8 protein-coding genes are annotated in these 13991 nt (G+C 72.4%); 5 read left to right on the top strand and 3 right to left on the bottom strand.

Going from position 1 to position 13991, the window contains the following annotated elements; translation table 11 throughout:
- Nucleotides 1-65: 65 nt before the first annotated feature.
- The gene (locus AB0B39_RS21960) at nucleotides 66-653 is read right to left on the bottom strand and encodes a MarR family winged helix-turn-helix transcriptional regulator (protein ID WP_357489760.1); all 588 of its coding nucleotides are present in this window, start codon (nucleotides 651-653) and stop codon (nucleotides 66-68) included.
- Nucleotides 654-768: 115 nt separating this feature from the next.
- On the opposite strand from AB0B39_RS21960, the gene AB0B39_RS21965 reads away from it, so the two are divergent.
- Nucleotides 769-2361: an LLM class flavin-dependent oxidoreductase gene (locus tag AB0B39_RS21965; RefSeq protein WP_357489762.1), complete on the top strand. Its 1593-nt coding sequence runs from the start codon at nucleotides 769-771 to the stop codon at nucleotides 2359-2361.
- A gap of 12 nt (nucleotides 2362-2373) precedes the next feature.
- Here AB0B39_RS21965 and AB0B39_RS21970 read toward each other — a convergent pair whose 3' ends face one another.
- Both AB0B39_RS21970 and AB0B39_RS21975 read right to left on the bottom strand, forming a co-directional pair.
- A complete protein-coding gene (locus tag AB0B39_RS21970) occupies nucleotides 2374-3240 on the bottom strand; it encodes a helix-turn-helix domain-containing protein (protein ID WP_357575218.1) in 867 nt (288 codons plus the stop codon).
- 14 nt (nucleotides 3241-3254) lie between these two features.
- Complete coding sequence (locus AB0B39_RS21975; protein ID WP_357489766.1) at nucleotides 3255-3974, bottom strand: helix-turn-helix domain-containing protein; 720 nt, start codon at nucleotides 3972-3974, stop codon at nucleotides 3255-3257.
- Nucleotides 3975-4340: 366 nt separating this feature from the next.
- On the opposite strand from AB0B39_RS21975, the gene AB0B39_RS21980 reads away from it, so the two are divergent.
- From AB0B39_RS21980 to AB0B39_RS21995, 4 genes are all read left to right on the top strand, one after another.
- Complete coding sequence (locus tag AB0B39_RS21980; protein WP_357575219.1) at nucleotides 4341-10352, top strand: RHS repeat-associated core domain-containing protein; 6012 nt, start codon at nucleotides 4341-4343, stop codon at nucleotides 10350-10352.
- 29 nt (nucleotides 10353-10381) lie between these two features.
- Nucleotides 10382-12034 (top strand): FG-GAP repeat protein, encoded by a 1653-nt coding sequence (locus AB0B39_RS21985; protein ID WP_357575220.1) that lies wholly within the window; start codon nucleotides 10382-10384, stop codon nucleotides 12032-12034.
- Nucleotides 12035-12130: 96 nt separating this feature from the next.
- Nucleotides 12131-12727: a helix-turn-helix domain-containing protein gene (locus tag AB0B39_RS21990; RefSeq protein ID WP_357575221.1), complete on the top strand. Its 597-nt coding sequence runs from the start codon at nucleotides 12131-12133 to the stop codon at nucleotides 12725-12727.
- On the top strand, nucleotides 12724-13980 hold the full coding sequence (locus AB0B39_RS21995; protein WP_357575222.1) for an MFS transporter: 1257 nt from the start codon (nucleotides 12724-12726) through the stop codon (nucleotides 13978-13980). Before AB0B39_RS21990 ends, AB0B39_RS21995 begins: the two co-directional genes overlap by 4 nt.
- The last annotated feature ends 11 nt before the right edge of the window (nucleotides 13981-13991 follow it).

A 13991-nucleotide genomic window follows, 5' to 3' on the forward strand; every position in this document is an offset into this window, starting at 1 on the left:
CCCTCGACGGTGGTGCGGCGGCGGCCCCCCCCCCCGCCCCCGCGCCGTCGCGGATCACCGCCCGGTCAGGCGTCGCCGCGTGCTCGGGAAGCGCGCGGTCGACCGCGCTCGGGCGGTGCGCCCGGCCGGCTCGGCGTCGGCGCTTCGGGCTCGGGCCGTACCTCGGCGACCGCCTGGCAGAGGTCGCGCAGCGGGTCGATCGCCTGCGTCGAGCAGGCGATGCGTTGCAGCAGTGCGCGCAGGGTCGCCGACTCGGTGGGCGTGAGCGCCCCCAGCAGGTGCGCCTCGACCTGCCGCAGCGCCTCGCGTTGCTGCTCCCACGCCGCCCGCCCGGCGTCGGTGACGTCCACCAGCCGGCTGCGCCGGTCGGCCGGGTCCGCCCGCCGGGCGACGAATCCCGGGCGTTCGAGGTCGTCGATCAGGTACGTCAGCACCGTCCGGTCGATGCCCAGCTCCTCGGCAATCGCGCCCTGGTTGCGGGCCGGCCCGGTGGCCGCGGCGGTGAGCACCTGATAACCGCGCGGGCCGCCGGGGAAATCGGTAAGGGTGTGCTCGGCTGCCCGGATGTAGCCCCGGAACACGATTCCCAGCATCCAGCCCAGATCGTCGTCGAGGGGATCGGGCCGGTCCGGCCGATCGCTGGCACCCGTCATGCCCCGACAATAGCGCAGGATCACAAACCTTGTTGGCAGCAGATGTTCTGTCTGGCATAAGGTTGGGGTCACGACGCATCGTCCGACGCGTCGCGGACGACGGGAGGCTCGCACGATGAGCGACTACGGCCACGACCTGGTCTTCGGATCGTTCACCACGCCCGGCAACGACGATCCGGACCGCACGGTCGGGCTGGCGGTCCTGGCCGAGCAGGTCGGGCTGGATCTGGTCACCTTCCAGGACCATCCGTACCAGCCGCGGTTCCTGGACACCTGGACGCTGCTGAGCTTCGTCGCGGCGCGCACGGACCGCGTACACCTGTCGGCGAACGTCACCAACCTGCCGCTGCGCCCGCCCGCCGTGCTCGCCCGCAGCGTCGCCAGCCTCGACCTGCTCAGCGGGGGTCGGGTCGCGCTGGGTCTCGGCGCGGGGGCGTTCTGGGACGCCATCGAGGCGATGGGCGGCCGGCGGCTGACGCCCGGGCAGGGCGTACGGGCGCTGGAGGAGGGCATCGACGTCATCCGGCAGATGTGGGACGCCTCGGCGCGCGGTGGCGTGCGGGTCGACGGCGAGTTCCACCGGGTGGTCGGGGCCAAGCGCGGCCCGGCCCCGGCCCACGCGGTGCCGATCTGGCTCGGGGCGTACAAGCCGCGCATGCTCGCGCTCACCGGTCGCCGGGCCGACGGCTGGCTGCCGTCACTGGACTACCTTCAGCCCGGTGACCTGGCCAGAGGCAACAAGATCATCGACGACGCCGCGCAGGAGGCGGGCCGCTCGCCCCGCGACGTCCGCCGGCTGCTGAACATCTCCGGCACCTTCTCGTCGGCCGGGGGCGGCCCGCTGCACGGACCCGCCGAACAGTGGGTGCGGGAGCTGGTCGAGTTGGCGCTGGGCGACGGCGTCGGCACGTTCATCCTCGCCAGCGACGACCCCGACGACCTGCGCCGGTTCGCCGGCGAGGTGGCCCCCGCCGTGCGCGAACTGGTCGCGGCCGAACGCGACGGTGGCGCCACGTCGACGCGTACTCCCGCCGAGCCGGTGGTGGCCGCGGAGCCGGCGGCGCTCGTCGCGCGCTCCGCGCGGCCGACCCGCGCGCGGGTGACCGCCGGGGCCTTCGCTGTGGTGCCGACCCCGGACGACGGCCGGCGGCTCAGCGACCGGCAGGTCTGGGACGAGTCCGCCCGTCCCACCGGGCCCGCGCCCGACCCGACGCGCACCTACACGGCACACGAGCAGGCCACCGGCCAGCACCTGGTGCAGGTGCACGACGGCCTGCGCGGCGAGCTGGCCCAGATCCACGACCTGATCGAGCAGGTCGCCGCGGGCGAGATCGACGCCGGCGCGGCGCGCTCGCAGATCAACACGATGACCATGCGGCAGAACCGGTGGACGCTGGGCGCGTACTGCGAGTCCTACTGCCGCATCGTCACCACCCACCACACCATCGAGGACCAGGCCCTCTTTCCGCGGCTGCGGCAGGCCGACCCGCGGCTGCGCCCGGTGGTCGACCGGCTGGAGCAGGAGCACCACGTCATCCACGACGTGCTCGAGGGTGTCGATAAGGCGCTTGTCGCGTACGTCGGGGCGCCGGACGGGCTGGCCGAGCTGCGCGCCGCGGTGAACCTGCTGACCGACGCCCTGCTGTCGCACCTGAGCTACGAGGAGCGGGAACTCGTCGAGCCGCTGGCCCGGCTCGGGGTGAGTTGAGCGGCGGCACCGTCAGTCGGTGACGCCGAAGCACTCCCGTCCCGGTTGGTCGCCGGCGGGGTAGTAGCAGGCGCGCAGGCTCGACGGGTCGGGTGCGGCGATCATCGCCGTGGTGGTGACCTGCTGGTCCGTCGTCGGGGCCGCCGTGACGGTGGTCTGCGGGCGGGCGTCCGGTCCGCTGATCTCAAGGCGGAAGCCGGCGTGCGTGGGCCAGGTGCGGATCCAACCGGCCCGGCAGCTCGGGCTGAGGCGGATCTCCAGCCGGGTGCCGTCCGCCGCGGTGTGGGACGCCACAGTGACAGGGTCCTCGCAGGCGGTGGTGCGGGGGTTGCGGCCCTCGCAGGCTTGCAGCTCGCAGATGGGTGGGCGGGAGCCCGCGACGGTGGCGGCGCGGGACGCGTGGACCACGGCGGCCGGCGTGACCATCGCCGCGCACGCCAGGGCGACCCCGACCGCGCTGGCCACCGGACGTGTGGCGACCAGGTCGGAGGCGGCCAGCAGCGCTCGGCGCGTGCGCGCGGGGCGCCGCCGGGGCGGTGCGTCGGTGCGCGCGACGTCGGTTGCGCTCGTCGCACCGGTGGCGGTCTGCGCGCGGCCGCTCCAGGCCGCGTCGGCCACGTCCCAGCACCTCAGAGCCCTGTCGTCGGGCTCACCCGCGGCCTCGCACAGCGCCCGGACCGCCTGGCGGGGCGGGAACTGCTTGCCGTTGAGATAGCGTTCCCACGACGACCTGCTGATCGCGGTCGTCGCCGCCAGCTGGTCCAGACTCAGGCGGCTACGGTCCTTCAGGTCCCGCAGTTCGGTGACCAGGAGGGCGCACGGCGCGGGCAGCGTGCGCGGGAGCGCGCGCCAGCGGGTCGCGTTCGGTGGGTACGCCATCGCCGGTCCCTCGCTCATCGCACATGCCGCAACAACTGCCACGTCTGCTGGCTGACGATCCCGTCGGCGGGCAGATGATCCTGCAGCTGCAACCGCTTCACCTCGGCCTCGGTGTGCTCGCCGAAGTACCCGTCCACCTCGCCGGGGGACAGGTTGTGGCGTCGCAGCAGACACTGCACCTCGGCGGCGTCCGGACCGGTGCTGTTGCGCATCACCAGGTGTGACGTCGTCGTGCTGTTGCCGGCGAACAGCAGGTCACCCTGCTGGGTGTACGTGCACGCGTACCTGCCGACGTCGGTCGCCACCGCGGGGTCGTCCTCGCGCCAGGGATCGACGAGCAACAGGATCGAGGTGACGGCGGAGAGCAGCAGCGCGCCCCCGGCGACGGACAGCGCAGCGACCCGGACCCGCGGCTCGGCCCGATCTGGCTCCGGCCCGTGCGCGTCACCGGACGCCGGGACCTCGGTGGACGGTGGCTCGACCCGTTGACTTGCCGCGAGCAGAGCGAGCAGGGGGACCGGATCGGCTCTGGTGATCTCGGCGAGGGCGACGACCGCCGTCTCGGGCGGCAGCGCCTTGCCGTTGAGGTACCGCTCCCAGGAGGAGGCGCTGAACGCCGTCTTCGTCCCCAGAGCCTTCAGGCTCAGCCCGCTGTGATCCTTGAGCTGTCGTAACCGGACGACCAGAAGATGCGCGTGCTGGTCCAGCGTCCCCGGCAGGGTCCGCCACCTCACGACGCGCTCCGCGGCGCCACCAACCCCCGTGGGGATCGCGAGCGGGTCTTCGTCAAGGGAATCGGACCATTCGCCGTCGGCAATGTGACCGGTTGTCAGATTAGCGCCCCGGCCAACGTGACTCAACGTCGTCGCTCGATATCCCGGGACGTACCCGTGTCGGCCGCGTTCGTGCAGGTCCTCAGGGGAGAGGTCCCGAGACGTCTCCGATCGACCGACATGGCGGGCGGCGTGGTCCCGGTGCCGCGCAAGCTGACGCCCTGATCGCTGTCGTGCGCGCCAGTCGCACGGGGGCTTCGGGCCGCCCGGGCCCGCGGCGCAGCGAGCCGGCGGCCCCGCCTCGGCCGCGTGGACGTAAGGAGACCCATGCGTACCGGACGTTATCTCGCCAGGTGGGTGCTCGGCGCGGTGAGCGTCGTCGCGATCGTCGCCGCAGCCGGTACGACGGTGGTGGCCCCGACGCCGGCCCACGCCGCCTCCGGCTCGCCCCGGGAGCGCTCGGTGCCCGGCAGGACGGTTCCCCGCGTCCGGACGACCCCGGACCCGGAGGCCGACGCGGCCACGCCGTTGCCGGCACCGCACTGGCCGGCCGCCGGCACTGTCGACGTCACGCTCGCCCCGGGACATCCGGTGCGGGCCGGCTCGCTGCCGATCGAAGTGTCCGCGACCGGGACCGGAGACGCGCCTGCCGAGGTCCGGGTGGAGCTGCTCGACCAGGAGAGCCGGGCGGCGCTGGACAGCGTCGGGACGGCGTTCAGGCTGTCCCGTCGCGCCGGCGGATCGGGCCGGGTCCACCTCGACGTCGACTACTCGCGCTTCCGCTACGGCTACGGGGGGAACCTCGCCGACCGGCTGCGGCTGGTCCGTGTTCCGCAGTGCGTGACCCGCGAGTGCGTCCGGACACCCGCTCCGGTGGCCGCCCGCAACGACCTGGCCGCCGGCCGCCTGTCGGCGGACGTCGACAGCGGCCCCGATCAGGTGTACGCGGTGACCGCCGCCGCGTCGGGGACCGGAACCGGTGACTACCGCGCGACCGACCTGTCCCCGGCCGAGAAGTGGACCGCGGGAACCAACTCCGGCAGTTTCACCGAGTCCTACCCGCTGCGGCTGCCACCCTCGGTCGGAGGCGACGCCCCGGACCTGTCCCTCGACTACGACTCCTCCACCGTGGACGGACGTACGTCCTCGACCAACAACCAGGCGTCCTGGGTCGGGCTCGGGTGGAACCTCGGCATCGGATTCATCGAGCGGCGGTACCGGTCCTGCGTCGAGGACGGAGATGCGTACCACGCCGACCTGTGCTGGGTGTCGCCGTACTCCGGGGACGAGGACGGCGCCGCGTTCGTGCTGTCCCTGGACGGGGTCTCCACCGAGCTGATCAAGACGGCGGACGGCACCTACCGGATGCGCGACGACCGCGGCTGGAAGATCGAGCATCGGTTCAACGGGTCGAACGACGACAACACCGGCGAGTACTGGGTGGTGTCCACACCGGACGGCGAGCAGCACACCTTCGGCAACCGGAAGGACTCGAACTGGACCGTGCCCGTCGTCGGCGACGACGCGGGGGAGCCGTGCCACTCGACCGCGCCGGTGCCCTGCCGCCAGACCTGGCGCTGGAACCTCGACACGGTGGTCGACGCGAACGAGAACGTGACGGCCGTGTACTGGACGCCCGAGACCAACAACTACCGGCAGGCCAACGGTGGCGCCACCTACCGCTACGACCGGGGCGGCCACCTCGACCGGATCGAGTACGGCATGCTGGCCGGCCAGCACCCCAGCGCGCAGGTCGACTTCACCGCGGTCGGCCGCTGCACCCAGCGGATCGCCAACCCGACCGCCTCCTGCCCGGCCGTCTCGGCGGCCAACGCCACGTCGTACCCGGACGTGCCGACCGACCTGGTCTGCGCCGACGGCGCCGGCTGCGCGAAGTACTCACCGACGTTCTTCAGCACCAGCCGGTTGGACCTGATCTCGGCCCAGGTGTGGAACGCGCAGGCACAGACGTGGCAGGAGACGACACGGTGGCGGCCGACGTTCGCCTTCCCGCCCACCCCGGACGGCACCACGCCGTCGCTGTGGCTCAACAGCATCCAGCAGACGGGCCTGTGGGGTGGCGAGACGGTGACACTGCCACCTGTCGCGTTCGACGGGATCTTCCTCGGCAACCGTCAGGACTACACGACCACCGCGCAGCAGTTGCAGATGCGACGGCTGTCGGTGGTGCGCAACGGCCTCGGCGGCGAGACCCGGGTCAGCTACGGACACGCGTCCCCGGCCACGACCTGCCCGGCCGGCGGCGAGAACACCGGGTGGGAGGCGGGGGTGCTGTGGGACCAGAACCGCTACGAGTGCTTCCGGGTGCGCTTCAAGCCGGAGGGCGCCACCAACCCCGTCAAGGGCGTGTTCCACAGGTACCTGGTGACCAAGGTCGACCAGGTCGACCTGGTGGGCGGCTCACCGACCATGAGCACCTCCTACGCGTACGGGGTGGACCAGCTCGTGCCGTGGCCGGCGTGGCACCGCGACGACGAGCTGACGGTCGCCGCCAAGGACATGGACTGGACCGACTGGCGTGGCTACCAGACCGTGCGGGTCACCGAGGGCAGCGGCGGAGCGGACCGCCAGAGCATCACCGACACCCGGTACTTCCGAGGCATGAACGGGGACCTGCTCGGCTCCGGCAGTGCCCGCACCGAGGCGGTCAAGGACTACACGGGCCAGCCCTGGCCGGACGACCCGCAGCTGGCGGGCACGGTGCTGCAACAACAGCGCTACCGGCGTAACGCCGACAACTCGTTGACCGAGCTGGAGTCCTCGCGCAGCACCTACTGGGACTCCGGGATCATCGCCGACGGGCCCGGATCCCACGACGTGCACATGGTGCGCCCGGCCTACGAGTACCGGCGCGACCGGCGCGGCGACGGCACCTGGCGCGAGAGGGCCAAGCGGTCCGACGGCTATTCCGTCGGCAACGGCGGCCTGGTTACCCGGGAGGCCGACCTCGGCGAGACGGGTGTCGCCGACAGCGTGTGCACCGAGATCGGCTACGCCCAGAACACCGCGGCCGGGCAGTGGATGCTCGACTTCGTCGAACGGAGGGAGACCCACGCCGGCGACCCGGACGGCCAGAGCCTGCGGTGCCCCGGCCCGGTCGTCGACCGGACCGTGACGCTCTACGACGGCGCCACCGGACCGGGCGACGGAGTGAACGAGCCGACCGACGGCAACCCCACCGAGGTCCGCTCCCACACCGCCGACGGCACGTACAACTGGGTGCGCAACACCTACGACGACTACGGGCGGGAGCTGACCGAGACCAACCCCGACGGTGTCACCCGCACCGGCTACAGACCGGCGACCGGGTTCCCGAGCGACGGGGTCAGCGTCACCGACCCCAAGGGCTTCACCGCCACCAGCTACCCGTCGCCCGCCTTCGACGACACCGAGGACAGGAACGTCGACGTCAACGGCCGCACCACCACATCGGCGTACGACGGCGTCGGGCGGCTGCGCAAGGTGTGGCTGCCCACGGAGCAGCAGACGGGCACCACCACGCCCTCGTACGAGTTCACCTACCGCATCACCGCCACCGGCGCCGAGCAGCCGAGCAGGCCCACAGTCGTGACGGCCCGCCAGTTGCAGACCCTGGCCGGGACGCGGGTCGAGTGGTTGACCACCCACACCTACCTCGACGGTCTGGGGCGTACCCGTGAGGTGCAGGCGCCCGCCCCCAGCGGGTCCGGCCGCACCGTCACCGTCACCGCGTACGACGACCGGGGTCTGACGGCGGGCACGTCCCAGCCGATGTGGAACAGCACCGCCGCGGGGGACAACCCGGACCTGCTGCTCAACCCGGCCACCTCGACGGTCCCGTCGTGGACCGAGCGGCAGTACGACGCGCTGGAACGGGAGGCCCTCTCGACCGTGTACGGACTCGGCGCGGCCACGGCACGCACGACGACTGACAACTTCGGCAACGGCACGATCGTCACGCCACCGGTCGGCGGCCGGACCGGCAGCTGGCAGGACGCGTTCGACCGGGTCGTCCAGACCCAGCAGAACCTGCCGGCCGGCGTGTCGACGCCACAACCCGGGGCACCGACCACCTCGTACACCTACACCCCCCGGGGTGACCTCGCGTCGGTCACCGATCCCGCCGGAGACGTCTCGGCCTACACCTACGACTGGCTCGGTCAGCGTCTCACCGCGAAGGACCCGAACGCCGGACTCACCACCTACACCTACGACGGCGTCGGCCGGGTCGCATCCGCCACCGACGCCCTGCGCAAGAAGGTCAGCTACAGCTACGACGCCCTCGGGCGGCGCAGCGTCACCTGGTCCGGCGACGTGCAGACCGGCACGAGGCTCGCCGAGTGGACCTACGACACGGTTCCCGGTGGGAAGGGACGGCTCGCCGCCACGACCCGCCACGTCGGCACCGACAGGTACCGGACCGAGGTGGCCAGCTACGACGACCGCTACCGGGTCACCGGGAGGCGATGGGTCGTGCCGACGAGCGAGAAGAGCCTCGCCGGCACGTACGAGATCACCTACGGCTACGACCGCGCGGACCACCTGACGGACACCACCTACCCGGCGGGCAACGGTCTGGCCCAGGAGACCGTGCACCAGGGCTACACCGGCACCGGCGTTGCGGACACCCTCGCCAGCGAGCTGGGCACCTACGTCAGCGGCACGGCGTACCACGAGTTCGGCCCGGTGAAGAGCCGTGACTACGGCGGCGCGGGGGAGGTGCGCCGCAGCTACCGCTACGAGGACCGCGGCGAGCGGCGGCTCGTCGGCCTCGGCGCCACCGCCGGCGCCGACACGTCGACGCCCCGCACCGTGCAGTCCGACGAGTACGGGTACGACGCCGTCGGCAACGTGCGGCAGGTGGCCGACGGCACCACCGGGCAGGCCGAGTGCTTCGGCTACGACGGGTTGCAGCGGCTGACCGACGCCTGGACCACCACGGCGGGGACCTGCGCCGGGGGATCCGGATCAGCTGACGGCGGCGGACCGGACCCGTACCGGCTGACCTACGCCTACGACCCCACCGGAAGCATCACGTCTGTCACGTCCGGGAGCGAGTCGCGGACCTACCGCTACCCCCAACCGGGACCGGAGGCGGTCCGACCGCAGGCCGTCAGCGCTGTCGGCGCCGACACCTTCGCCTACGACGCCGACGGCCAGGAGACCTCGCGCACCGTCGACGGGGTCACCACCACCTCGTCGTACGACGAGGGCGGGCGGCTCACCGAACAGACCACCGCCGGGGCCACGACCGGCTACGTCTACGACGCCGACGGGACGCGGCTGATCCGGCGGGCCCCCGGTGCCACGACGCTGTATCTCGACGGCGTGGAACTCGTCCTCACCAGCTCCGTTTCCGCCACCCGGTTCTACCAACTGGGCGACGACCTGGCGGCGATGCGGACCTCCGGCGGCGTCCGCTTCCTGCTCACCGACGAGCAGGGCAGCGTCCAGTTCGCCGTCGACGCCACGACGCCGGGCGCCACACACCGCGTGAGCGGCGACGGTGTCTCCCGGCAGCGGTACCTGCCGTACGGGGCGCACCGTGGTGGCGACACCATCAGCGGCACCGATCGCGGTTACCTGGGCAAGGTCGAGGACGCGTCGACGTCGCTGGTCGCCCTGGACAACCGTCAGCACGACCCGCTCACCGGCCGGCTCACCAGCCCCGACCCGTTGCTGAACACGGACAACCCGGCCAGTCAGAACGCCTACGCGTACGCCGACAACAACCCCACGACCCTGAGTGACCCGAGTGGGCTCTGCATTCCGGGCGACTGCCCGCAACGCATGGCGGGTCTTCTCCGGCTGGCGGCGAGCACGAAGAACAAGAAGCAGCGCAACCGCTACCGCCAACTGGCCTACCGGTCGGAGCGGCGGGAGGCGCGCATCTACCGGCGGGTCTACCAGCGATCGGACCGCATGTCGGTCTGCTGGAACCTCAAGCGCGGCTGCCACTCGCTGCCGCAGCGCGACCGGCAGCCGCCCAGGAAGCACTGGGTCGTCGCGCGGTTCGTGCACGAGCACCGCAGCGCGTTCGAATGGACGCACGCCATCGGAGCCGCCGTGAACGTCGTCGGCTCCGGGGTGGCCGTCGGGTGCGCCGCCTTCTACGGCTGTGGCGGCGTCGGCCCAGCAGCCCAACGCGTCGCCCAGCTGGGCGCGACGGCGCAGGCAGTGTCCGGGGTCGCCATGGCCATCGACACCTGCTCGTACGAGTCCCGCGGCAAGTGCGTGACGGAGTCGATCGAGGCCGGCATCGATGTCACGAGCACTGCTATGCCCGGCCTGTCGGCCCGGGCCGCGTACCGCTTCTACGACCTCCGGACCAGGCCGTGAGGAATTCGAGTACCCAGAGGAGAATCTTCGTGAACCAACGCAGGAGAGTTCTGCCCGCAGCCGTGGTCGCCGCGGTCCTGACATCGGTCGCGGTGCCGGGCCCGTCCGCAGCCGCACAGCCCGCCGTCGAGGGTGGTGCCGACGTCGGCATCGCGGCCGCCGCGGGCCCGGCGAGCCGGGCCGACGTCACCGGCGACGGGATCCCGGACATCGTCGTGGCCAGCGGCGCCCGCTCCGTCGGGTTCCCCGACCCCACCGCGCCGAACGAAGTCGGCGGGTCGGTCTACGTGATCCCCGGCGGCAGCACGGTCCCCGGGCAACCCGTGGCGCTCCTGCACCAGAACGACCCGTCGGTGCTCGACTCGCCGGAGACGACAGACAACTTCGGCGCGCAGATCGTCACCGGCGACTTCAACGGTGACCGGCGCGCGGACGTGGCCATCGGCAATCCGAAGGAGTCCATCGGCGCGGTCGCCAACGCCGGCGCGGTGACAATCCTGTACGGGCAGCCGACGCCGCCGTACCTCGGCCTGATCGCGAACGGCAACGCGTTCATCACCCAGAACAGCGGCACCGTCCCCGGTGACGCCGAGACCAACGACTACTTCGGCGCGGGCCTCACCACCGGCGACTTCAACGGCGACGGGTACGCCGATCTCGCCGTCGGCACCCCGGGCGAGGCGATCGGCACCGTCGGCGCGGCCGGTGGCGTCTGGGTGCTGTACGGGGGGAGCAGTGGCCTGCGGGTCGACAACGCGGCCGCGTTCGGGCAGGAGACCAGCGGCATCGGGGGGACTGCGGAGAAGAACGACCACTTCGGCTCATCGGTCGCGGCTGGCGACCTCACCGGCGACGGCCGTGACGACCTGGTGATCAACGTCGAGGGCGAGGACGTCAGCGGTACGACGGGTGCGCAGGGCTGCGTGTATGCCCTCAAGGGTTCCGCAGGCGGTGTGACGGTGACCGGCAGCACGTCGGTGTGTGTGGACAAGACGAAGACCGGCGGGAGCTACAGCAGCGTCGCGATCGGTCGTTTCCACGGCGGCAGCAACGCCGACGTCGTGGTCTACGCCGACCAGTACAAGGGCGGTCCCAGCAGGTCCGGTGCCCTTGTCGTGCTGCGCGGCGGCACCGACCTGATCAGCAGCGCGCGCACGCTTGTCATCTCGCAGAGCTCACCGGGCGTGGGCGGGAGCGCCGAGGCCGGTGACCAGTTCGGCGCCGCGCTAGCGGTCGGCGACCTCGACAACGACGGCGCGGACGATCTCGCGGTCGGCGTCCCCGGGGAGGACTCCGGCGCGGGCAGCGGGCAGGGCATGGTCCACGTCTTCCTCGGCGGCGCGTCGGGCCTGCAGTCGGGACTGGACTCCACGTTCCAGGAGGGCCACTCGTTGATCAACGCCAACCCGCAGCCCAGCGAGGCGTTCGGCAGCACGGTACGCATCCTCGACGTGACCAACGACGGGACGCCGGAGCTGCTGGTGACCGCGCCGTTCGAGGACTTCTCGTACAACACCGGAGCGATGTTCGTGCTCGGCGTGCAACGGACCAGCGACACCGTCGCCCTCACCGGGTGCACCACGCTGACCAGGGCGACCCTCGGCGGCGTCTCCGCGTACGGGACGGGTCTGCCGATCGCCAACGGCGTGATCCCGCCGACGGACCTGCCGAACGTCACCTGATCCTCGCCTCGCCCTGGGCGGCTGAACGGGGGGTGCCCAGGGCGAGGCGGCGGCCCGGGGGTTGCTCCGGCAGACCTGAGAGACTACTTTCGAAACATGTCTCTCAAGAATCCGTACGGGGATTTCGAGATCACCGAGCCGCAGGCGCTGCGGGCGCTGGCGCACCCCGTCCGGCTGGCCATCCTCGACCGGCTCCAGCGGCACGGCCCGGCCACGGCCACCGGCCTGTCGCCGCACGTCGGCGCCACGCCGTCGGTGGTCAGCTGGCACCTGCGCCACCTCGCGACGTTCGGCCTCGTCACCGACGCAGACGGCGCCACCAGCAAGCGGGAGCGCTGGTGGCAGGCGGCCGCCCGGGGCTTCCGCTTCACGCTGCCCGACGACGCCGAGGGGCAGGCCGCGGCCCGACAGCTGCGCGGCGAGATGTTCGCCCGCTACGCCGACGCGCCCCAGCAGTGGCTACTGCACGACGAACCCCGACTGGACGCCGAGTGGCGCGGGCTGGCCGGGGTGGCCGACACCAGCTTCGTCGCCACACCCGACGAGCTGCGGCACCTGGAAGAGGCGATCGAGGAGCTGCTCGCCCCGTACGTGCGGCGCAAGGACGACGAGACGACGCCGGACGGCGCCCAGCTCGTCCGGATGCTGCGCTACCTGCTGCCCGAGGCCAGCGACGATTCGTCCACGTCATGACGGCGCTCGACGCCCCACCCGCACCGGCGCTGGGACGCGACCGGCGGTTCCGCACCTTCTGGATCGGCCAGACGATCACCGCGTTCGGCGACCGGGTCAGCGAGCTGGCCCTGCCGCTGATCGCCGTCTCCCTGCTCGCCGCGACGCCCGTGCAGGTCAGCGTCCTCACCGCGCTGATCTGGCTGCCCAACCTGCTGGGCCTGTTCCTCGGCGCGTGGGTGGACCAGCGCACCCACAAGCGTCGACTCCTGATCATCGCGGATCTGCTGCGCGCGGCGGTGCTGCTCAGCCTGCCCGCGGCCTACCTGTTCGGGGCGGTCACCCTCACCCAGCTGTACCTCGTGGCGCTGCTCACCGGCGCCGGGGCGGTACTGTTCGCCCTGGGACAACAGGCGTTCTTCGTCGCCCTGGTGCCGCGGTCGGCGTACGTGGACGCGAACAGCGAACTCAGCGTGAGCCGGTCCCTCTCGTTCATCGCCGGCCCGGCCGTCGGCGGTGGACTCGTCCAGGCGCTCAGCGCGCCGGTGGCGATCCTCGTCGACGCGGTGTCCTTCCTCGCGTCCGCGCTGCTGCTGCGGCGCATCCCGGTCACCGAGCCGCCTCCGCCGCCACGGCGGACGTCCACGCTCGGCCTGGTCCGCGAGGGCTTCGCGCTGGTGCTGCGCCACCCGGTGCTGCGTGCCGCGCTCGGCTGCACCAGCACCGTCAATTTCTTCACCTTCATCGCCACGGCGCTGCTGGTGCTCTACGCCAACCGTGAACTCGGCCTGTCGGCCGGCGCGATCGGCGTCGCGTTCGGCATCGGCGCGCTCGGCGGACTCGCCGGCGCGGCCCTGGCGCCCCGCGTCTCGCGGGCCATCGGGCTGGGCCGCACCGCGATGATCGGCGCGGTGGTCTTCCCCGCGCCGCTCGCGCTGACGGCGTTGGTCGCCGGCCCCACCTGGGCGAAGGTGGCCATGCTCGCGGCCATCGAGCTGGTGTCCAGCGTCGGCGTGATGCTGATGGACGTCAACCTCAACGCCCTGCTCACCGCCGTCACACCCGACGACGCGCGCGGTCGTCGGGCCGGCGCGTACAGCGCCGTCAACTACGGCATCCGGCCGCTCGGCGCGCTGGTCGGCGGCGCGCTGGGCACCACCATCGGGCTGCGGCCGACCCTGGTCGTCGCCGGAGTGGGCGGCATGCTCGCCGTGCTGTGGCTGCTCGCGTCCCCGGTGCGCCGCATCAGGACCCTCGACGACGCCGTGACCTGACCCGCCGGGCC

Source organism: Micromonospora sp. NPDC049114, from assembly GCF_040648635.1.
Lineage (GTDB): Bacteria > Actinomycetota > Actinomycetes > Mycobacteriales > Micromonosporaceae > Micromonospora.

What these genes read in the sequence shown, in the direction of transcription:
- AB0B39_RS21960 (WP_357489760.1), bottom strand. Translation starts at nt 653, where the DNA reads ATGACGGGTGCCAGCGATCGGCCGGACCGGCCCGATCCCCTCGACGAC.
- AB0B39_RS21965 (WP_357489762.1), top strand. Translation starts at nt 769, where the DNA reads ATGAGCGACTACGGCCACGACCTGGTCTTCGGATCGTTCACCACGCCC.
- AB0B39_RS21970 (WP_357575218.1), bottom strand. Translation starts at nt 3,240, where the DNA reads ATGGCGTACCCACCGAACGCGACCCGCTGGCGCGCGCTCCCGCGCACG.
- AB0B39_RS21980 (WP_357575219.1), top strand. Translation starts at nt 4,341, where the DNA reads ATGCGTACCGGACGTTATCTCGCCAGGTGGGTGCTCGGCGCGGTGAGC.
- AB0B39_RS21990 (WP_357575221.1), top strand. Translation starts at nt 12,131, where the DNA reads ATGTCTCTCAAGAATCCGTACGGGGATTTCGAGATCACCGAGCCGCAG.
- AB0B39_RS21995 (WP_357575222.1), top strand. Translation starts at nt 12,724, where the DNA reads ATGACGGCGCTCGACGCCCCACCCGCACCGGCGCTGGGACGCGACCGG.